The 20,931-nt window shown below is 64.5% G+C and carries 13 protein-coding genes; 9 read left to right on the top strand and 4 right to left on the bottom strand.

Annotation, left to right across the window (positions count from 1 at the left end):
• Positions 1-73: 73 nt before the first annotated feature.
• On the bottom strand, positions 74-1,372 hold the full coding sequence (gene murA, locus CU669_RS15380) for a UDP-N-acetylglucosamine 1-carboxyvinyltransferase (protein WP_112146292.1): 1,299 nt from the start codon (positions 1,370-1,372) through the stop codon (positions 74-76).
• 101 nt (positions 1,373-1,473) lie between these two features.
• On the opposite strand from murA, the gene CU669_RS15375 reads away from it, so the two are divergent.
• The 7 genes from CU669_RS15375 to CU669_RS15345 all read left to right on the top strand — a co-directional run bounded on the left by CU669_RS15375 (position 1,474) and on the right by CU669_RS15345 (position 9,637).
• Positions 1,474-2,139, top strand: a complete 666-nt coding sequence (locus CU669_RS15375; protein ID WP_112146290.1) for a hypothetical protein — start codon at positions 1,474-1,476, stop codon at positions 2,137-2,139.
• The gene (locus CU669_RS15370; RefSeq protein ID WP_112146288.1) at positions 2,136-2,570 is read left to right on the top strand and encodes a hydrogenase maturation protease; all 435 of its coding nucleotides are present in this window, start codon (positions 2,136-2,138) and stop codon (positions 2,568-2,570) included. Before CU669_RS15375 ends, CU669_RS15370 begins: the two co-directional genes overlap by 4 nt.
• A gap of 289 nt (positions 2,571-2,859) precedes the next feature.
• Complete coding sequence (locus tag CU669_RS15365; RefSeq protein WP_112146286.1) at positions 2,860-3,270, top strand: thioesterase family protein; 411 nt, start codon at positions 2,860-2,862, stop codon at positions 3,268-3,270.
• The gene (locus CU669_RS15360; RefSeq protein WP_112146284.1) at positions 3,267-6,017 is read left to right on the top strand and encodes a molybdopterin-dependent oxidoreductase; all 2,751 of its coding nucleotides are present in this window, start codon (positions 3,267-3,269) and stop codon (positions 6,015-6,017) included. Before CU669_RS15365 ends, CU669_RS15360 begins: the two co-directional genes overlap by 4 nt.
• Positions 6,014-6,667, top strand: coding sequence for a 4Fe-4S dicluster domain-containing protein (locus CU669_RS15355; RefSeq protein ID WP_112146282.1), 654 nt, complete (start codon positions 6,014-6,016; stop codon positions 6,665-6,667). Before CU669_RS15360 ends, CU669_RS15355 begins: the two co-directional genes overlap by 4 nt.
• A complete protein-coding gene (locus CU669_RS15350) occupies positions 6,664-7,590 on the top strand; it encodes a dimethyl sulfoxide reductase anchor subunit (protein ID WP_112146280.1) in 927 nt (308 codons plus the stop codon). Before CU669_RS15355 ends, CU669_RS15350 begins: the two co-directional genes overlap by 4 nt.
• A 22-nt stretch (positions 7,591-7,612) precedes the next feature.
• The gene (locus tag CU669_RS15345) at positions 7,613-9,637 is read left to right on the top strand and encodes a CoA-binding protein (RefSeq protein ID WP_192884625.1); all 2,025 of its coding nucleotides are present in this window, start codon (positions 7,613-7,615) and stop codon (positions 9,635-9,637) included.
• A 143-nt stretch (positions 9,638-9,780) separates the two neighbouring features.
• Here CU669_RS15345 and CU669_RS15340 read toward each other — a convergent pair whose 3' ends face one another.
• The gene (locus CU669_RS15340) at positions 9,781-11,508 is read right to left on the bottom strand and encodes a sensor histidine kinase (RefSeq protein ID WP_112146278.1); all 1,728 of its coding nucleotides are present in this window, start codon (positions 11,506-11,508) and stop codon (positions 9,781-9,783) included.
• 222 nt (positions 11,509-11,730) lie between these two features.
• Here CU669_RS15340 and CU669_RS15335 point away from each other — a divergent pair, with 222 nt between their 5' ends.
• Both CU669_RS15335 and CU669_RS15330 read left to right on the top strand, forming a co-directional pair.
• Positions 11,731-12,576 (top strand): phosphate/phosphite/phosphonate ABC transporter substrate-binding protein, encoded by an 846-nt coding sequence (locus tag CU669_RS15335; RefSeq protein ID WP_112146276.1) that lies wholly within the window; start codon positions 11,731-11,733, stop codon positions 12,574-12,576.
• Positions 12,573-15,230, top strand: a complete 2,658-nt coding sequence (locus tag CU669_RS15330; protein ID WP_112146274.1) for a PAS domain S-box protein — start codon at positions 12,573-12,575, stop codon at positions 15,228-15,230. Before CU669_RS15335 ends, CU669_RS15330 begins: the two co-directional genes overlap by 4 nt.
• Before the next feature lie 90 nt (positions 15,231-15,320).
• Here the strand turns inward: CU669_RS15330 and CU669_RS15325 are convergent, their stop codons facing one another.
• Both CU669_RS15325 and CU669_RS15320 read right to left on the bottom strand, forming a co-directional pair.
• Complete coding sequence (locus tag CU669_RS15325) at positions 15,321-16,214, bottom strand: serine/threonine-protein kinase (protein WP_112146272.1); 894 nt, start codon at positions 16,212-16,214, stop codon at positions 15,321-15,323.
• 73 nt (positions 16,215-16,287) lie between these two features.
• Positions 16,288-20,931: beta strand repeat-containing protein (locus CU669_RS15320; protein WP_146747751.1), on the bottom strand; the 4,644-nt coding region annotated here is incomplete at its 5' end.

Raw genomic sequence — 20,931 nt, 5'->3', positions numbered from 1 at the left:
GGACACGCATAGCGCGTCGTTCGGAGCGCGGGCGTCTCGCCCGCCTGCGGGTCACATCAAACGACAGGCGGTTCTACTCCGCCGCCGTGGCTTTCAGCCGCTCGATCCGGGCACCACAGGCCGCCAGCTTTTCCTCGACCCGCTCGTAGCCGCGATCCAGGTGATAGACGCGGTTGACGATGGTCTCGCCCTCGGCGGCGAGGCCCGCCAGGATCAGCGACACCGAGGCGCGCAGATCGGTGGCCATGACCTGGGCGCCCGACAGCTTGGCCGAGCCGCGCACGATGGCCGAGGCGCCATGGACGTTGATGCGCGCCCCCATGCGGGTCATTTCCGGCACATGCATGAAGCGGTTCTCGAAGATGGTCTCGGTGATCATGGAGGCGCCCGACGAGGTCGACATCAACGCCATCAACTGCGCTTGCATGTCGGTGGGGAAGCCGGGATAGGGCTCCGTCATGATATCGACGCCCGCGATGTCGCGGCCTTCGGCGCAGACCCGCATGCCGCGCGGGGTTTCTTCCACCAGCACGCCGCATTCGGTCAAGATGGTGTTGACCGATTCCATCAGGTCGAAGCGGGCTCCCACCAATTCGATATCACCCCGCGTGATGGCGGCGGCAACGGCGTAAGAGCCGGTCTCGATGCGGTCGGGCACCACGGAATAGTGCGCGCCGTGCAGGCGATCGACGCCTTGGATGTGAAGGGTGCCGGACCCGATGCCCTCGATCTTGGCCCCCATGGCGACGAGGCAGTGGGCCAGATCGGCCACTTCCGGCTCGCGCGCGGCGTTGGCGATCACGGTCTCGCCCTCGGCAAGGCTGGCGGCCATCAAGATGTTCTCGGTGCCGCCCACGGTGACCTGCGGGAAGATGATATGGGCGCCCTTCAGGCGTCCCCTTACATGGGCGACGATATAGCCCTCTTCCAACTCGATCACCGCGCCCATCTGCTCCAGCGCCTTGAGGTGAAGGTCCACCGGCCGGGTGCCGATGGCGCAGCCGCCGGGCAGGCTGACGCGGGCCTGGCCGCAGCGGGCCAGCAACGGCCCCAGCACCAGAACCGAGGCGCGCATCTTGCGCACCAGATCATAGGGCGCGGTGGTGTTGGTGATCTCGGCGGCGGTCAGTTCCAGCACGCGTCCGGTATGGCCGCCATTGGCGGCGTCGCCATTGAGGATCATGCCGACGCCGTGCTGGGCCAGCAGATTGGCCATGGTGGTGATGTCCACCAGATGGGGCAGATTGGCCAGCGACAGGGTCTCGTCGGTCAGCAGGCAGGCCGGCATCAGGGCAAGCGCGGCGTTCTTGGCGCCGCCGATGGTGATGGTGCCCTTGAGCGGCGTCCCGCCGATGATGCGGATCCTGTCCATGCGCGATGTCCTTGAGAAATGGATGCTTCGTTTAGCCCGCCGCCGTCGTTCGGGTCAAGGGTGGCTGGACGATTTCGTCAGGATCGGGTAAATACCCCGGCATGATTTTGACGCCCATCGATCACACCATCCTGAGCGGGCTGCGGGCCGAGTTCGATTCGGCGCTGGCTCCCGATCCGCTGGCCCGCGCGGTGTTTCGCCGCATTACCGCCGTCATCCCCGACGGCGACCTGCTGACCTTGTCCACCGATTCGGATCACCATGAGGGGGCGGTCGATCTGTGCCGCCGGTTCGGCTTCGGCATTCTGGACCTGTCGCCGCAGGAGCATTTCACCTGGGACGGCGAGTCGGTGGCGGTTCGTCTCGAACCCAGCGTGCTGATCCACGAGGTGGCGCATTACCAACTGGCGGCGCCGGAGCGGCGCGCCGTGCTGGATTTCGGCCTGGGGGCCGGACCGGAAAGCGGCCGCAAGGCCGAGGCCGACGCGGTCCAGTCGCTGTACCTGCCCGAACGCGACGTGGAAGAGGGCCTGTGCTCGCTGCTGGGCATTCTGTGGGAGGCCGAACTGGGCCAGCCCGCCGTCCTGGCCTTCCTGGAGCAGAACTGGCTGGAAGGCGGCATCAGCCTTCATAATATCGCTCATTTCCGCAAGGTGGTGCGCTGGTTGCGGGACATGGAGCTGATCGACGACGCGGGGGCGCCGACCATGAATTTGCGCGAAGAGGGTGACGATAGCTTTTTCAGCCGCTGGTTCGCCGAATCATGAGCCGCGCCCTGGTCATCGGCATCGGCGTGTCGTCCAATGGCGATGACGGCGCGGGCCCGGCCGTCGCCGCCAATATGCGACGCATCGGCCTCGATGTCTTGGTCCATGACGGCCAGGGCGGCGATCTGTCGGGGCTTTGGCTTGACTATGACCGGGTGGTTCTGATCAGCGCCACCCATTCGGGAACCCCGGCAGGCACCGTGCGGGTGTTCGATGGCATTGCCGCCGATCTTCCCGAGGCGGCATTTCCCAAATCCATGGCCCCTGATCTGGTCGCAGACCTCGCCAAGGCGCGGAAGGCCGGAAGGCTGCCCAAGCTTCTGGCTCTGGTGGGGATCGAAAGCGGCGGCCGATCCGGCGGCGAGCTGATGTCGCCCGAGGTCGAGGCGGCGGTGCCGCTGGCCATGGCCGAGGTCGAGCGGTTTTTATAGCCGTCCGCCCCATTAATCAGTAAAACGGTACTGAATTGCTGTAATCGACCAAGTCGATTCGGATGGAATCCTCTGCCTTTTCTATCACAAACGACCAGGCTCTCATGGCTGTCTGTCATGGAGGATTGTGACATTATCTGTGTGGGTATTCCCCAAGATTTCCGGGCCATTCAGCTCGCTTGCTCGCATGTCGTGATACAGAAAACTTGACATACTTAGTGTATGTGTAATATAACTTGGGCAATCGGAGCGGGGCAAACCCGTTCCAAAACCATCCGGGAGGAACCTTATGAAGAGCTCGCTCGTCGCTGGGCTGACCGCGACCCGTCGCTATGATGTGGATCTGGGCCGCACTATCGGTTTCATGGGCGATGAGGCCCGCGTCTACAATACGCCCGCGCTGATCTACGACATGGAAGTGACATGCCGCGATCTGCTGCTGAAGCATGCGGATGCGGGTGAGGATTCCGTGGGTACCCGCGTCGAGGTGGACCACATGGCGCCGACCCTGTTGGGTCAGTGGGTCGAGATCACCGTGACCGTCGATGAAGTGAAGGGGCCGGGCGTGACGTTCTCGTTCACCGCCAAGGACTCGCTCGACAAGATCGGCAAGGGGGTTCACAAGCGCTTCATCGTCGATGTGGACCAGACCAAGGCGCGCCTGCTGGCCAAGGCCGAGAAGGCGAAGGCCGCGCAATGAGCCCCGCTCCGGCCAAGCCCGCCGCCAAGGTCGAGAAAGTCGCGACCTATTGTTATCAGTGCGTGGCCGGGCCGGATCTCATGACGGTCAAGGTGGTCGATGGCATCGCCACCGAGATCGAGCCCAACCACAAGGCCTCGGGATATCACCCGGCCGAGGGCAAGGTGTGCGTCAAGGCCTTCGGATTGATCCAGAAGGCCTATTCGCCGCACCGCATCCTGACCCCCATGAAGCGGACCAATCCCAAGAAGGGAAAGGACCAGGATCCCGGCTTCGTTCCCATTTCGTGGGACGAGGCCATGGGAATCATCGCTGACAAGCTGAACACCATCCGCGCCGAGGGATTGCTGGACGAAGCGGGCTATCCCAAGGTCGCCGCCTCGTTCGGCGGCGCCGGAACGCCCACCCAGTACATGGGCTCGCTGACCGCCTGGCTGTCCGCCTGGGGACCGATCGATTTCGGCTTCGGCTCCGGCCAGGGCGTGAAGTGCTATCACTCGGAACATCTCTACGGCGAGTTCTGGCATCGCGGCTATGTGATCACGCCGGATACGCCGCGCACCAACTACATCATTTCCTGCGGCAACAATTCCGATGCTTCGGCCGGGGTCTGCGGCGTCTATCGCCATGCCGAGGCGCGCGGACGCGGCATGAAGAAGGTGCAGGTGGAACCCCATCTGTCGGTGACCGGCGCTTGCGCCTCGGAATGGCTGCCCATCCGGCCCAAGACCGACGCCGCCTTCCTGTTCGCCCTGCTCAACGTCATGACCGTTGAAGCCCGGCGCGACCAGTTGGACATCCCCTTCCTGCGCGACCGCACCTCCAGCCCCTATCTGGTGGGGCCGAACGGCTTCTATCTGCGCGACGTGACCAGCGAAAAGCCGCTGATCTGGGACGAGAAGACCGGCAAGCCGGTCCCCTTCGACACACCCGGCGCCGTTCCCGCCCTGGAAGGCCGCTTCGCGGTTGCCGTAGCCATGGAACTGGGCGCCGACGAGGAGCGCTGGGAGCTGAAGGACGTCTCCGGCACCACCGCCTTCACCATGTTCGCCGAGCACATCGCCCAGTACACCCCCGCCTGGGCAGCCAAGGTCTGCGACGTGCCGGAAGCGCGCATCCGCAAGATCGCCAATGAATTCCTCGAAGCCGCCTGCGTCGGCCAGACCATCGAGATCGAGGGCAAGACCATGCCCTATCGGCCGGTGGCGGTGACGCTGGGCAAGACCGTCAACAACGGCTGGGGCGGGGCGGAATGCTGCTGGGGCCGGACCATGCTGACGGTCCTGGTCGGCGCCCTGGAGGTTCCCGGCGGCACCATCGGCACCACCATCCGCATCAACCGGCCGGTGTCCAATCGCCTGGAAAGCTTCGAGGGCTGCCGCGACGGTTTCATGGAGTATCCGTTCAATCCCACCGACCGCGATAGCTGGAAAAGCAAGCCCTCCATCCGCAACGCCTATTCCACCCTGGTGCCGCTGGTGGGCAATTCGTCGTGGAGCCCGGCGCTGGGGCCGACCCAGTTCTCCTATATGTTCCTGGACGAGCCGCAGGAAAAGCTGCCGCGCGCCACCTTCCCGGAATTCCTGCTGGTCTATCGCACTAATCCGGTCATCTCGTTCTGGGATACCGACCGGGTGGCCAGCGTCGTCTCGCGCATGCCCTTCGTGGCCTGTTTCGCCGTCACCCTCGACGAGACCAACCATTTCGCGGATATCCTGCTGCCCGACCGCACCGATCTGGAAGGCTTGCAGCTGATCCGCATCGGCGGCACCAAGTTCCAGGAGCAGTATTGGGACTGCCAGGGCTTCGCCCTGCGCCAGCCCAGCGTCCAGGCCCAGGGGGAATCCCGCGACTTCACCGATATCGCCACCGATCTGGCCGCCCGCACCGGGCTGCTGGAGAAGTACAACGCCGCCGTCAACCGGGGCTCGCACGGCGTGCCGCTGAAGGGGGCGAACTGGGACTTCTCGCTGCCGGTGGACAAGGTCCATACCGCCGAGGAGATCTGGGACGCGTCCTGCAAATCGGCCTCGGCCGAGCTGACCGACGGCAAGGAGGCCCACGGCCTCGACTGGTGGCGGCAAAACGGTTTCCGCACCATTCCATTCCCGGTGGCCAACTGGTTCCTGACCCCCGCCCTGGCCGAGAAGGGCTTGCGCTACGAACTTCCCTATCAGGAACGGCTGACCCGCATCGGCCGCCAACTGGGCAATCGCCTGCGTGAATTCGGCATCAACTGGTGGGACCGCCAGTTGGAGGAATATCGGCCGCTGTTCGGCTGGCACGACTTCCCCAAATTCTGGGAAGACCATGTGGTGGAATGCGGCGGCAAGCTGGCCGACTTCCCGTTCTGGGTGATCACGGCGCGGAGCATGCAATACGCCTGGGGCTCCAACATGCATATCCCGCTGATGCGTGAAGTGTCGGGCAATGTGAAGGGCCATGACGGCGTGGTGATGAACCCCGCCGCCGCCGTCAAGCTGGGCGTCAGGGAAGGCGATCGCATCGAGGTCAGCTCGCCCATCGGAAAAAGCGTCCAGGGCCGCGTCGTGCTGTCCCAGGGCATCCGCCCCGACACCATCTTGATGATGAGCCAGTTCGACCACTGGGCGACGCCGGTCGCCAAGGATTTCGACGTGCCCAGCATGAACAAGCTGACCGCCATGTCCATGTCGCTGACCGACGCCACCGGCTCGGCCGCCGACCTGACCCGTGTCGGTATCCGCAAGGTGGGAGAGCGGGCATGACCAAATGGGCCATGACCGCCGATCTGGGGCGCTGCGTCGGCTGCCAGACCTGCACCACCGCCTGCCGTCACGCCAACAACACGCCGCCCGGCGTGCAGTACCGCAAGGTGCTGGATATGGAGGTGGGCGAATTCCCCGATGTGCGCCGCGTCTTCGTGCCGGTGGGCTGCATGCATTGCGACGAGCCGCCGTGCCGCGACGTTTGCCCCACCACGGCGACCACCAAGCGCGCCGACGGCATGGTGATGATCGACTACGATATCTGCATCGGCTGCGGCTATTGCATCCTGGCTTGCCCCTATCAGGCCCGCTACAAGGTCACCAAGCCCACCTTCGCCTTCAAGGGCGAGGCGACGGCCAACGAGGCGCAGCGCTTCGATGAACGCTTGCTCGGCGTCGCGCAGAAGTGCACCTTCTGCGTCGACCGCGTCGATTACGGGCTGGCCAATGGCCTGACCCCCGGAGTCGACCCCGAAGCCACTCCGGCCTGCGTCAATGCCTGTCTGGCAAAGGCGCTGACCTTCGGCGACCTGGACGACCCCAACAGCAATGTCCGCAAGCTGCTGGACAAGAACAAGTCGTTTCGGATGCACGAGGAACTCGGAACCGGTCCCAACATTCATTATTTGTGGGAGACCGAGGACAAATGAGCGAGCAAGAAGAAGCGCAGCCGCAGATGCGCCATCTGGGCCTGGCGCCCTGGCTGCAAACCGCCTGGGATCTGCGCGCGGCCGGTAATTTCATCGGCGGGGGCTCCGGCACCGGCCTGCTCATCCTGACCTCGGCCGCCGCCTATTACGGCATTTACAGCCGGGTTCTGCTGCTGGCCGGTCTGGCCTTGGTGGGGCTGGGGCTGTTCTCGGTGTTTCTGGAAATCGGTCGTCCGCTGCGGGCCATGAACGTGTTGTTCGGCGGCAAGCGCAGCTGGATGACCCGCGAGGCCATGGTGGCGGGGGTTCTGTTCCCGCTGGGCGCCGCCGCGCTGGTCTATCCCGATCTGGTCAAGGTGGTGTGGATTCCCGCCGCCGCCTATCTCTATTGTCAGGCGCGCATCCTGGAAGCCACCAAGGGCATTCCCACCTGGCGTTCGCCGCTGATCTTGCCGCTGATCCTGTCCACCGGCATCGCCGAGGGCGCGGGCGCCTTCCTGCTGCTGGGGCCGCTGGTGTTGGAGGCCGGGATTCCCGAATGGGGCGGCGCCGTGCTGATCAGCGCCCTGGCGGCGCGGGTCTTCGTGTGGATGTTCTATCGTCGCCGCATGGTCGACGGAGGGGCTCCGGTGGCGGCTGCCGCCGTGCTGATCGCCTTTTCCGGCCCCTTCACCATCGGCGGCAATGTCATGCCCATCGTGTTCCTGGTGCTGGCCGGGTTGCAGCCCGACATGGCCGTGGCGGCGCTGGCGGCGGCCGGTCTGATCGCCATGCTTGGCGGCTGGGCCTTGAAGATCACCATCGTGACCAAGGCCGCCCATAACCAGGGCTTCGCCATCGATCATTCACCGGCGCGCGGCTCGGGAGAGTCGGGCGTGGGCTTCAAGCCGGGCTGGCGAGAGGTTCCCAAGGACAAGACCTAGATTTTCGGGGGGAGACGGTCACATGGGTAAGGGTGCGCTTGATCTGATACAGCAGGCGGCCGCGAAGGGTCGCGCCAGTCTGGAAGGGGCCGAGCTTCAGGCCATGCTCTCCGTTCTCGGCGTCGGCTTGGGCGGCCCTGCCGTTCCCGGCGCGGCGGAACTGCGCGTCACCCTGGAGCGCACCCGGGAATTCGGCATGATCATCAGCGCTGGCCTGGGCGGGCTGGATGCCGAATTGGCCCAAGGCGGCTTCAAGAAGGACCGTGCTGCTGTTCATGCCTCGGTGGAGCTGACCGACGCGGGGGATTTCCTGGCCCTGTTTCGCCGCACCTTCGCCTATGGCAAGCTGGCCGCCCAGGCCGAACGCCAAGGCAGGGCCGCGCCGGATGGTGCCTTGAAGACGCTGTTCGGCGGACTGATCGCATTGGGCCGGGCGGAGGAGATGCTGGGCAAGCTGGAGCTTGACCCGCTCAGCCTCGGCACGACCCTGAGCGCCGCCGATGCCCGCTGCACGCTCTGCGCTCCCGCCGCCAAGCGCCTTGCGCGCCCCATCGCCAAGATCGACAGCCTGATCCATCCCAAGAGGATCGGCATCATCGGCGTGTCGTCCAGCGGCATGAATTTCGGCCGCATCATCTTGAAGAATCTGATGGGCAGCGGCTGCGCCAAGGAACGTCTCGTCATCATCCGCCCCGACGAGGCCGAGATCGACGGCGTGCGCTGCGTGCCCAGCCTGAAGGATCTGGACGAAAAGCTGGACCTGCTGATCGTGGCGGTGCCCTCAGCGGCCGTCTATGCCCTGGTGGACGAGATCATCGCGACGGATTCGGTCAATGCGGTGATGCTGATCCCCGGCAGCCTGGGCGAGACCGAGGCCAGCGTCGAGCCCGCCGCCGTGCTGGCGGCCAAGATCAACGCCGCCCACGGCAATCCGGGCGGCGGCCCCATCTTCCTGGGCGCCAATTGCCTGGGCGTGGTCTCCCATCCCGGCGGCTACGATTCCTGGTTCATTCCGCTGGAGCGCCTGCCCAAGCCCAGGAAGAAGCCGGAACGCAATTCCGTCCTGCTCAGCCAAAGCGGTGCCTTCATGATCACCCGGCTGTCGCGCAATCCCTGGCTCGACCCCAATTACATGCTGGCCCTGGGCAACCAGACCGATCTGACCCATGGCGACATGCTGACCTATTTCGCGGCGCGTCCCGATATGGAGACCATCGGCGTCTATGTGGAAGGCTTCAAGGACGGTGACGGTCTCGACTTCGTCCGCGCCGTTCGCCTGGCGGTCAAGAGCGGCAAGCAGGTGGTGGTCTACAAGTCCGGCCGTACCGAGGCGGGCGCCAAGGGCGTCATGGGCCATACCGCCTCCATCGCGGGCGATCCCGTCTTGTTCGAGGCGGTGGTGCGGCAAGCGGGCGCCATGGTCGCCGAGGATGTGGACAGCTTCGACGACCTGTTCTACATCGCGGGCGCCTTCCACCATAAGACCATTGGCGGCAACCGGCTGGGCGCCATCAGCGGCGCCGGGTTCGAGGCCGTGGCCATGGCCGATTCCATCGTTACCGACACCTTCGCCATGGAAATGGGCGAATTGACCCCCGCCACCGTGGCCAAGGTGCAGGAGATATTGATGGCCAAGAAGCTGGATTCCCTGGTCACGGTCCGGAATTCCATCGACATCAATCCCGGCGCCGATGACGAGTGCCATCTTCAAATCACCGAGGCCTTCGCCCAGGATCCCCATATCGACGCGGTGGTGGTCGGCATGGACCCGACCGCGCCCTCGGTCATGGCGCTGGTGGACAGCAAGCTGCGGCCCGGCTGGGATATCGCCAACGCCAAAAGCAGCCTTCATCTGATGCCGCCCATGGTGAATCGCAACGACAAGCCCATCATCGCCATCGTCGACGGCGGCCCGCTGTATGACGCCATGGCCGCCGGACTGATGGATCAGGGCGTCTGCGTCTTCCGCAACTGCGTTCGCGGGACAAAGGCGCTGACCCGCTATGTGGAAGCGCGGATGCGGGCGGCTTCTATTCGCGAGGGCTAGGAAGACGAGTCATGCCCCATATCGTTTGATGTGCCCCTAGGCGGCCGGGACGGCCGCGCTCCGAGAATAGCGATTCGGCGGAGCGCGGGCGTCTCGCCCGCCCAAGGGCACATCAAGTGACGGTGGCAAGTCTTCCCGCGGGATTACGACGGCAGGGTGACATGAATGACGGTGCCGTGTCCGGGCTTGGATTCGGCCCAGATGCGTCCTCCGTGGCGATCGACGATCTTGCGGCACAGGGCGAGACCGATTCCGGTGCCCTCGAACTGGGACCGGGGATGCAGACGCTGGAACAGCCCGAACATCCGTTCCAGATACTGATCTTCGACACCGATGCCGTTGTCGGTCACCGTGAACTCCACCATGCCCGATATCGGTGATGCGACCGCCTGAATTTCCACCACCGGCGGCCGGGCGGGATCGCGGTACTTGATGGCGTTGGAGATCAGATTCTGGAACAGGCTCTGGATCAGGACCGGCTGGCACGCAATGCTTGGCAGGGCTCCGATCCGGATATCGGCCCCCGATTCGGCGATGGCGGTGGCGAGGCTGCCGACCGCCGCCTTGACGATGGGGGCGGCCTCGCACGCCTCCGCCGCCGCTTCCGAGCGGCCGGTGCTGGAATAAGTCAGCACGTCGGTGATCAGTAACGACATCTGCTTGGCGGCCTTGACGGCGAAGTCGATGAATTCGTCCGCCTCGGCATCCAGCTTGCCGCCATAGCGCCGCGCCAACAGTTGCAGGAAGCCGGTGACATTGCGCAGCGGTTCCTGAAGGTCGTGTGAAGCCGCATAGGCGAAATGCTCCAGTTCGGCATTGGCGGCGGCCAGATGGGCGGTGCGGTCCTCCACCTGCCGCTCCAAGGTCAAGTGGCTTTGGGCCAGTTGCTCCGTCAGTTCGCGCGCCGCCATGGTCCTGCGGTCGTACAGCAGGGCGATAGCGATCAATGCAATGGACAGAACACCCAGGGCGATGGCCTGGAACACCATCTGGCGGCGCCAGTCGGCCAGGACGGTGTTCTTGGTGATGCCGACGGTGACCACCAGCGGATAACGCTCCAGACTGCGATAGGCGATGATCTTGTCGTTGCCGTCGGTGGGTGCGATGAAGCGCGAGACTCCGACACGGCGGCGGGGGATATCCTCTTGGAAGATCGGCGTATTGGGAAAGGCCTTGCCGACGAATTCGTCTTGGCCGGGCACGCGGGCCAGCACCACGGCGTCATGACGGAAGACGGCGGCGCCTCCGGCCTCCTCGATGACCACCGAGGCGATGCGGTCGCGCAGCGCGGTAGGGACGAGGCCCGCCACGATGACGCCGCCGAAGCTGCCGTCGGGACGGACGAGGGCGCGGACCAGCGGGATGCTCAGCCGGTCGGAAAATCGGCTGGGGGTGGGTTTGCCCACCAGGAAGCGGCGACCGGGAAACTGGGCCTTGGCTTCCGCGAAGTATTCGCGGTCGGCGATACTGGATTTTCGGGCGGACGGCTTGGGTGCTTCTCGTGAGATGGTGGCCCCCGCCACATTGCCGTCGGCATCGGCGACGATCAGGGCGCTGATTTCCGGTAGGCCGGTCAGGCGGGCGCGGAACCATTCGTAGTGTTCCGTACTGGGCCAGCGTGTCATGTCGATTCTATCGGCCGCTTCGTCCAGCAGAAATTCGACGCTGCGCATGGCCCCGTCCACCTGGGAATCGGCGGCGCGGGCCAGGGAGGCCACCAGAAGCTCGGCATTGATCAGTTCCCGTTCGCGGTTCTGCCAAGCTTGCCAGCCCCACAGGCAACAGATGGCCACCACCAGCAGCAGGGCGGTCCCCCGCGCCCTCCATATCCACCAGTTCAGCCCAAAGTCGATCGATCTTGGCTCGTACATCACCGCTACCCTAAAAGCCCTTCATCCTGCGAGCTTACCGCTGCCCGGTCAATGCCTTGGCGCCTCACGCGGGGCCCCAGGATTTCAGAGGTGGCATATCCAAGTGGGCCATGAACGCCGACGTTTAATATCTGTTGAGTTTTGGACCAAACGCCATTCATGCCGCTGTGGTACTATGCTATTCTAAGGTCATATGCGAATAGGGTTGAGGGGATCGGGGGGATGGGGTTTCTAAGCCGAGCGGGCTGGGCACTGCTGTGGACGATTTTGTGGCATCCATGTCCGGCGGGGGCCGAAGCGCCGAGCCTGACATTTGGGATTGTGCCGCAGGCGGCCTCGGCCAGATTGGCGGAGCAGTGGCTGCCCTTGCTCGACGAGGTTGGCAAGCGTGCGGGCGTTCGGCTCAACTTTCGAACCAACAAGGATATTCCGACGTTCGAAGAGGGATTGGCGTTGGGCGCCTATGACTTCGCCTATATGAATCCCTACCACTATTCGGTTTTCCATCGGGCGTCGGGATATGGCGCCTTCGCCCATGAACAGGGTCGCCCCCTGGCCGGTATCATCGTGGTCAGGGCGGACAGCCCCTATACCGCCATGGCCGATCTGGCTGGCAAGGCGGTGATCTTTCCAGCCCCCGGAGCCTTTGCCGCCAGTATCCTGACCCAGGCGGAATTCGCGAGGCTGGGGATTCCGGTGGTGGCCAAGTATGTGATTTCCCATGACTCGGTCTACCGTGGTGTGCTCGGCGGGCATTTCGCGGCCGGAGGTGGCATTCCCCGAACCTTCGACGCCCTGCCCTTGGATCAGAAGGCCGGACTGCGGATACTCGCCACCACGCGGGAATATACCCCCCATCCTTTCGCCGCCCACCCTCGGGTGTCGGCGGAGGTGGTGGCGCGGGTCCGCGCCGCCTTGATTTCATTGGGGCAAGACGAAGTGGGACGGCGAGCGCTGGACGCGGCCTCCTTGAAGGCTATCGTCGGGGCCGACGATTCCGAATGGAACGACGTGCGCGGCCTTGACATCGATCTCTTGCGTCATTGGCTGGGGCAGACGGCGGAATGAGATTCAGGACCAAGACCATTCTCGGAATCGGGTTGCTGCAGATCGCCTTGCTGGTGGTTCTGCTGTTCAGTTCCATGGAGGCCATGCGGAGCTCCGGCCAAGACGAAATGGCACGACGGAGCGACGCGGTGGCGCGGCTGATTGCCGCCACGGCCAAGGATGCGCTGATTTCCCAGGATTACGCGACCCTCTATGCCTTGATCGCCGAAGTGAGGGCGGACAGCGGTATCGCCTATCTGCGTTTTGTCGATGACGATGGCCGCATGGTGGCTGAATCCGCCTCTGCTCCCTGGGCGGGACTGGCCGAGCGCCGCTACCCCATTGTCGTCGCCGGGCACGAAATGGGAGCGGTCTTCATTGGCCTGGATACCAGGGCGCTGAGCAAGGCGGTCGCCGTGTCCGCCTGGAGGCTGGTGGCCATCGGCGCCACCGGCATAGCCCTGACGGCCCTATTCGCGTGGTTTCTCGGCACCTATTTGACCGTGAAGCTGGATCGCCTGCGCCATGCCGGCACGCGCCTTGCCGCCGGTAATCTCGACACCAGGGTGATGGTCGAGGGCAATGACGAGGTGGCCGACACCGCACGGGCGTTCAACGCCATGGCCGATCGGTTGCAGCAGCTGATCAGTGAATTTTCCGAGAGCGAGGCCACGTCGCGCGCCTTTTCCGAAGCCTCCAGCGACTGGACTTGGGAAACCGACCGCGAGCATCGCGTCACCTTTTTGTCGCCCGGTTTTTTCCAAGCGACCCGATTCGATCCGGCCATCCTGATCGGTCGGCGCGGGTGGGATGTGGCCTCGGCCGAGCAGCCGACCGAGGAGGCGGCCTGGATCGCCCATCGCCAAGATCTTAACGCCCACCGCAAGTTCAGGGATTTCCGTTTTTGGATCGGCGTCGGCAAGCTGGCCCAGTGGATCAGTATCAGCGGCGCGCCACGCTATGACGCGGCGGGCAATTTCGTCGGCTATCGCGGCAGCGCGACCAATATTACCGGCCAAGCCCAGGCGGCGACGCAATTGCGTCTGTTCTCCCGCATCGTGGAGCAGTCACCGGTTTCCGTGGTGGTCACTGATCCGGAAGGATCCATCCAATACGTCAATTCCCGCTTCACCACGGTGACAGGATACGCCGCCGCCGAGGTGATCGGGCAAAATCCGAGGGTGATCGCCTCGGGGGATACCCCGCAGGAGGTCTACGCATCCCTATGGGGGACTATTTCAGGCCGTCGCGTCTGGCACGGGGAAATGCGCAACAAGAAGAAGAGCGGCGAACTGTATTGGGAGGACGCCACCATATTTCCGATCCTCGATGATCGCGGCAATGTCGCCCATTTCGTCGGGATCAAGGAAGACATCACCGGGCGCAAGGCTGGCGAGGCCATGCTGGAGGAACGAACCCAACTGGTGCAGCGGCATTACGAGAGCTTGCGCGCGCTCAGCGACATCGCGGCGCTTCCCCATCTGGCGGCCGATGATCTGTTGCGAGCGGCGCTGGACTTGGGGGCGCGCCATCTCGGCTTGCCGTTCGGCATCATCAGCCGGGTCGATGGCGACACTTACACGGTGCTCCACCACGTGGCGCCGCCCGACAGTTCCTTGGCCGACGGGCAAGTCTATCCGCTGGGCGATACCTATTGTTCCATTACCTTGTCATCCAACGATGTCGTCGCCATTCCCCATATGGCCGATTCGGTCCATGCCGGCCACCCATGCTATTCCGCCTTCCGGCTGGAATCCTATGTGGGCATTCCGGTCTCGGTGCGTGGGCAGCGGCTTGGAACCCTGAACTTCAGCTCGCCCGCCCCCTTGGGGCGACGGTTCGACGATGGCGACGTTGAATTCATTCGCCTGCTCGCGCGCTGGGTCGGAGCCATGATGGAGCGCGAACTGTCCAGCCGGGAGGTGATCGCCGCCAAGGATGCCGCCGAACAGGCCCAGGTCGGCATTGCCCGGCAAGCGCGCAAGCTCAAGGAGATCAATGCCGAGCTGGAGCAGTTCGCCTATGTGGCCTCCCATGACCTGCGCCAGCCCCTGCGCATGGTCGCCAGCTATCTGGCCCTGATCCAGCGGGGACTGGGCCAGAACATCACCGACGAGATGACGGAATATTTCGGCTTTGCCATTGGCGGCGCCAAGCGCATGGACTCGCTGATCACCGGCTTGCTGGAATACTCCCGGACCGGCCGCGGCGAAAAGCCGTTCGAACCGGTTCCTCTGGACCAGGTCGTCGCCGAATGCCGGATGAATCTGGAAGTCGCCACCAGCGAGGCCGCCGCCACGCTGACCGTACAAGACGGCCTGCCCACCATTGCCGGAGATTGGAACGAACTTGTCCGTCTGTTCCAGAACCTGATGGGCAATGCCCTGAAATACCGGCTGCCCGATCGTCCGGCGGTGGTCTCGGTGGGCTGGCAAGACGAGGGGAGCGAGTGGCAGGTCTGGGTCCGGGACAACGGCATCGGCATCGCCCCAGAACATCATGACCGCATCTTCGCCATCTTCCAGCGCCTCGTGACTCAAGAGGAATACGAAGGCTCCGGCATCGGCCTGTCGGTCTGTCGCAAGATCGTCAGCCATCATGGCGGACGAATCTGGGTGGACTCCACCCCCGGCGAGGGCAGCGTCTTCACCGTCGCCTTTCCAAAGCCGGAATAATGCCGCTCAATACGGCTGGGACGCCCGCGCTCCAAGGTGAGAGGGCCGTTGGGAGCGCGGGCGTCTCGCCCGCATTCCACCAGAGTCGCTTTAAGGGACGGCGGGCAACACAGGCGGTGAGACCTCGGTCGGAGGAACCTTGACGGTGATGCTGCGGGTCACGGGTTCCGCCAGTCCGTGCAGGAATTGCTGGGCGTTCGGCCGCATCAAGGGATCCTCCGCCATGGCGGCGGTGATGACCCCCACCAGATGCGGCTTGAGGCCCGGAACCATGTCCGCCAGCGGCGGCGGTGTCGGGCCGGGCAGGCGGCCGGTCAGCATTCGCCACGCCAAGACCCCGGCGGAATAGACATCGGTGCGATCGGTGACCGAGCCCGCGTCGCGCCGTTGCTCCGGGCTGATATAGTCAAGGGTGCCGATCCAGGCGCCGGGCGGGATATCGGGGCCGGTTCCGAACTTGGTCATGCCGAAATCGCACAGCCGGGCCAAGCCGTTCTCGCGGGCGCTCAACAGGACATTGCTCGCCTTGACGTCGCGATGCACCGCGCCATTGGCGTGAAGATGGACGAGGCCCGCCAGGACTTGGCGCAGGATGCGCACCACCTCGTCGGGGGGGAGCGACTTCGGGAGTTCAAGCGCGGTGGCGTCCGCCAACTCGTCGTCGTGCAGATCCAGGCCGATCAACCGGGGCAGATTGGTGCGCATGAAGGGCAGAACATGATAGGGCTGGCCGGATTCATCGGTGGCGGTTTCGTAAATGCCCAGCAAATTGGGATGGTCCAGCCGAGCCATGATGCGGCCTTCCATCATGAAGCGACGGCGCCATTCCCTGGCGTCGAACGGAGGTTCCGGCTGGGCGGCATCGACGGCGAAGACCTTGATCACCACGTCGCGCTCCAATTGCTCGTCCGTGGCAAGAACAAGACGCGCGAACGGCGACTGAATCAGCGGACGGCGGACCCGGTATGGACCGATGGTCTCCATCACCTCTCCCCCTCCATGACAAACGGGTCCATCTTGCGATGGACCCGCTTATTTCACACCGTACCCGACAATATCACCAAGTGATCTTTTCCACGTTGTGGAACTCGACCACTTCCTGACCGCCGTCATGGTTGGTGACCGTGACTTGGCCCGAGGCATCCGTCGTATTGGCGGTGGCCACATGGTGGCCCTGGGCGTCGGTGGTGACCGTCCAATTGGCGCCGCTTTCGATGGTCACCGAGGTCAACTGACTATCATGGGTGAAATCCATGGTGTCGGTCCAGCTGCAGCCGCGACCGCCATCCACAACGTCATGGCCGAAGCCGAAATCGAACAGGAAGGTGTCGGCCCCCTGATCGCCCCACAAGGTGTCGTCGCCGGTGCCGCCGGTGATGGTGTCGTTGCCCGCGCCGCCATGGATCTGGTCGTCTCCGGCGCCGCCGTTCAGAACGTCGTTGCCGCCACCGGTAACGATGATGTTGCCGCCACTCATCTTGGCATCGCCATAGATGACGTCGTTGCCGTCGCCGCCGTTGATGACGTCATTGGTGGTCGAAACCACCACACTGCCGCAATGGCCGCCGTGGCTGCCGCCGCTGAAATGAACGGTGGCGCCGCCCCGGCCGCCCAGCAGCAGGTCATCGCCCGCCGAGCCGGTCAGCAGGTCGTTGCCGGCATTGCCGATCAGGGTGATGCCGGGAATGGTGGTGCCACCCGCCGCCAAGCCGTCGCAATGGCTGATGTCCAGGGTCGAGCTGCTGTCGGCATTGCTGGTCTCGGTGGCGGTGGCGGTGATCTTGACGTCGAAGCCGGGGGTGCCCTGCGCCATGGTCATGTTGAACGATACCGCGCCGTCGTAATGGGCGGCGTCGGGGGTGAAGTCGTAGCTGCCATCGGCATTGTGGACCAAGGTACCCTCGGTGCCGGTGTAGCTGAGGGCGGCTCCGGACGGCAGGGCGTCAACGTGGATGGCGTGAACCTCGGACCCGTCCATGTCGGACAGGCTGCTGCTGACATCCAGGCGATAGCCGCTGGACGTATGGGTCACCTGCGGGTCCAGGTCGAAGGTCAGGGCGGAACCCACATTGTTCAGGCGTTCGTAATTGCCTCCGCCGGTCAGGGTACGGGCGCTCAGCGACACCGAACCGGTGGTGCTGCCGGTTTCCGCCTGGACGGTGATGCCGTCCACCACGATCTTGTCCAGCTTGACGTCATAAGAGTTGGAGCTCCCGGTATTGACCACCTTCAGGTCGGCACCACCCAGCAATTGGTCATGCTGTGCCTGGGACAAGGTGACGTTGACCACATTGTCGCCCGACGAATTCTTGGTGGTGGTGTAATGGCCGACCGTGGTGCTGCCCAGTTGCAAGTCGAAGGCAGCCGTGCCTCTGCTCGACGAATCGTTGACGTACAGGCTGATCACCCGGCTGTCGTTGCCCAGATGGGCGACGGTGGTCCCCAAGGCGACGACGCTGCTGTCCAGGGTCGGTGCGTCGGCCACCGCGTCCACATGCATGGTGGCGTTGGCATGGGTGGCGATGCCGGTGTCGGTCACCGCGTCGAAGGCGATGTTGAGGTCGCCTGAGAAATTGGCGGTGGGGTTGAAGGCGAAGCCGTCATGGCCCTCGGCATCGGTGGCGGCGATGAAGGTTCCCACCACATTGCCGTGGGAATCCGTGGCCACCAAATTGGCCACGTGCAGGGTGTTGTCGACGTCGGTGGCATTGGCCAGCAAGGCATCGGCGCGGATGAACTGCTGGGTGTCCTCGGTGGCCGCCGTCAGCGCCACCGGACCGCTCACCACGGTGGCGTCGTCGCCCGGATTGAAGTCGATGGTCACCCTGCTGGTGGCCGATCCGCCCATGCCGTCTTTCACCGTGACGCTAAAGGAATCGCCGCCCTTGTAGTTGGGATCGCTGGCGGTGAAGTGGTATTCGCCGGTATTGGGGTCGATGGTGACGCTGCCATGGCTGGTGGTCATGGAGGTGATGGCATGACCGGTGCCATCGGTGCCGAAGGAATAGCTCAACGTGTCGTGGTCCAGATCCACCGCCTCAATCTGGCCGTCCACATGGCCGGTGGTGACGGTGCCGGTAAAGCCGTGGATCTCGGGGCCGTGGTTCAGTTCCACTTCCTCGCCGCCCATGGCCACCGACAGTTCCTCGAAATTGGTGACCTTCAGGCCACCCAGCGAGGTGAAGGTAAAGCTCTGGCCGGCATGGCTGGGATCGGCCACGAACGACATGAAATCCATCAGCTCGGTGCGCACCGCCGTGGTGTATTGCGCCGGAGACAATTCGACGCTCAACACGTCATAGCCGCTGCCGCCGTCATAGACGTCCCCGGTGGTCTGGCCGCCGATGGCGACAACCGTGTCGTCTCCGGCACCGGCCTGGATGGTGTCGGCTCCGGCGGAACCGATCACCGTGTCGTTGCCGCCGCCGGCATCGATGGAAATGATGTTCTTCAGCGTCATGCCGGAGAAATCAAGGGTCTCGCTCGACGCGGTCGCCTGGATGATGTTGGTTCCGGTGCCGCCGTCGATCAACTCGATGGAATGGATGTTGCCCAGGTTATTGGTGACATAGATGGTGTCGTTGCCGGTCCCGCCCAGGATGGTGTCCTGGCCCGAGCCGCCGTCGTAATAGTCGCCGACCCCGTCGGTGGTGCCCGACACCTTGAAGACGTCGTTGCCGACGCCGCCATACATGGTGTCGGCTCCGGCGCCGCCGGTGATGGTGTCGTTGAAGCCGCCCGAGAACGACACATTCATGGTGGCGTTGCTCACCGTGGTCGACGACCCGTCCTGGGTGGTCACCGCGATGTCGATATTGCCGCCCATGCCCGTCTGCGACGTCAAGGTCAGGCCCGACAGATCGGACGGCGCCAGGGTCCACGATCCGTCGTCGTTCTGGGTGCCATGGTTCAAGGTGGCGTCGCCCGGCACATTTGTCAGGGTGATGGATGTCACCGACTCGCCGGAAATGGCGCTGGCGGTGATGTTCAGGTTCACCGTGACGGCGGTCGATCCGTCCGAGCTGTCGCCATAGATGGTGTCGGCGCCGCTTGATCCGGTGATCACGTCGTTATGGGCGTCACCCTCGAAATAGGTGGTTCCCGACGACATGGTGGTGGTGGCAGTCCCTTGCGAGGCCGAGCTCACATTGGGGGCCGTGATGGTGGCGTTGTCGGCCACCGCGGCCACCGCCAGACTGGCGCTGGCGCTGGTGGTGCCGCCATGGCCGTCGGAGACCGACATGCTGAAATTGGCCGTGCCGTGGAAGTTTCCGGTCGGCGTGAAGGTATAGGTGCCGTCGGCATTGGCGACCACCGCGCCGTTGGTGGCGCTGATGCTGCTGATGGACAGGGTGTCGCCGTCCACGTCGGTCACATTGGCCAGCAATTGCGCCTTGGTGTAGGTGACCGAATTGTCCTCGTTGATGCCTTGCAGCGCCACGGAGCCGCTGCTGACCGGCCCGTCATTGGTGCCGGTCAGGCTGACATTGACGGTCGAGGCCGCGCTGCTGGCTCCATGATTGTCGGTGGCGATCACCTGGAAGCTGTCGGTCGCCGCGGCACCCGCCGCCATGCTGGCGGCTCCGGCATTGGGGGTGAAGGTATAAGAGCCGGTGGTGGTGTTAAGGTCGATGGTGCCATGGGTGGTCGCCATGGTCTCGTGACCATTGGCCGAGGAGATGCCGGTTCCCTGCAGATGATAGCTCAAGGAATCACCGGTATCGGCATCCGTCGCCCGCACCGATCCTGACCCGCCCGCATGGTCCGTCGCCGTGGCATTGGTCACGGTGGAAATGCTGGGGCCGTCATTGGTGCCGGTCAGGTTGACGCCAACCTGAGTGTTGGCGCTGCCGCCATGGCCGTCCCGCACCGTGACGGTGAAGGCGTCGGTGGCCGTGGCGCCGATGCCCATGCTGGCGGCTCCGGCATTGGGCGTGAAGGTATAGTCGCCGGTGGCGGTGTTGATGGTGACGGTGCCGTGGCTGGTGGCCAGGGTCTCATGGGTGGCATCCAGCGCGCTGCCGCCCTGGATATGGAAGCTCAACTGACCGGCATCGTTGGCGTCCACGTCGGTGGCGGTCACATGGCCGGTGGTCAGGCCGACATGATCGCTGGCGGTGGCATTGGTGGTGGCCGTGACCGTCGGGCCGTCATTGCTGCCGGTGATGTTCACCCCCACCTGGGCGCTGGCGGTGCCGCCATGGCCGTCCTTGACGGTGACGGTGAAGCTGTCGCTGACCGATACTCCGGCCCCCAGGCTGGCGGCTCCGGCATTGGGGGTGAAGGTGTAATCGCCCGTCGCCGAATTCAAGGTGACGGTGCCGTGATCGGTCGCCAGCGAGGTGATGGGGGTTCCGTTGGCGTTGGTGCCGAAGGAATAGGTCAGGGTGTCGTGGGCATCCACATCGGTGGCGCTCACATGGCCGGTGGTCAGGCCCGCATGGTCGCTGGCGGTGGCATTGGTGGTCGAACCCACCACCGGGCCGTCGTTGGCTCCGTCGATGGTGACGGAGACGGTCTGGGTCGCGGTGCCGTCGGCGGAGGTGACGGTGAAGCTCTTGGTCATGGAATCGCCCGCGCCCAGGGCCTGGACGCTGGGATCGGCGGAATTGACGGCGAAGCTCCAATTGCCGTCGGTGCCGATGGCGAAGGTGCCCTGGTCGGTGACCACGGTGGAGGCCTGGACATGGGCCTGGCCCGC

This window comes from Paramagnetospirillum kuznetsovii (genome assembly GCF_003284725.1).
Taxonomy (GTDB): Bacteria; Pseudomonadota; Alphaproteobacteria; order Rhodospirillales; family Magnetospirillaceae; genus Phaeospirillum; species Phaeospirillum kuznetsovii.
The sequence above is the reverse complement of the archived record's forward strand: the minus strand, read 5'-3'. Positions and strand labels throughout refer to the sequence as shown.

What these genes read in the sequence shown, in the direction of transcription:
- murA (WP_112146292.1), bottom strand. Translation starts at nt 1,372, where the DNA reads ATGGACAGGATCCGCATCATCGGCGGGACGCCGCTCAAGGGCACCATC.
- CU669_RS15375 (WP_112146290.1), top strand. Translation starts at nt 1,474, where the DNA reads ATGATTTTGACGCCCATCGATCACACCATCCTGAGCGGGCTGCGGGCC.
- CU669_RS15370 (WP_112146288.1), top strand. Translation starts at nt 2,136, where the DNA reads ATGAGCCGCGCCCTGGTCATCGGCATCGGCGTGTCGTCCAATGGCGAT.
- CU669_RS15365 (WP_112146286.1), top strand. Translation starts at nt 2,860, where the DNA reads ATGAAGAGCTCGCTCGTCGCTGGGCTGACCGCGACCCGTCGCTATGAT.
- CU669_RS15360 (WP_112146284.1), top strand. Translation starts at nt 3,267, where the DNA reads ATGAGCCCCGCTCCGGCCAAGCCCGCCGCCAAGGTCGAGAAAGTCGCG.
- CU669_RS15355 (WP_112146282.1), top strand. Translation starts at nt 6,014, where the DNA reads ATGACCAAATGGGCCATGACCGCCGATCTGGGGCGCTGCGTCGGCTGC.
- CU669_RS15350 (WP_112146280.1), top strand. Translation starts at nt 6,664, where the DNA reads ATGAGCGAGCAAGAAGAAGCGCAGCCGCAGATGCGCCATCTGGGCCTG.
- CU669_RS15345 (WP_192884625.1), top strand. Translation starts at nt 7,613, where the DNA reads ATGGGTAAGGGTGCGCTTGATCTGATACAGCAGGCGGCCGCGAAGGGT.
- CU669_RS15340 (WP_112146278.1), bottom strand. Translation starts at nt 11,508, where the DNA reads ATGTACGAGCCAAGATCGATCGACTTTGGGCTGAACTGGTGGATATGG.
- CU669_RS15335 (WP_112146276.1), top strand. Translation starts at nt 11,731, where the DNA reads ATGGGGTTTCTAAGCCGAGCGGGCTGGGCACTGCTGTGGACGATTTTG.
- CU669_RS15330 (WP_112146274.1), top strand. Translation starts at nt 12,573, where the DNA reads ATGAGATTCAGGACCAAGACCATTCTCGGAATCGGGTTGCTGCAGATC.
- CU669_RS15325 (WP_112146272.1), bottom strand. Translation starts at nt 16,214, where the DNA reads ATGGAGACCATCGGTCCATACCGGGTCCGCCGTCCGCTGATTCAGTCG.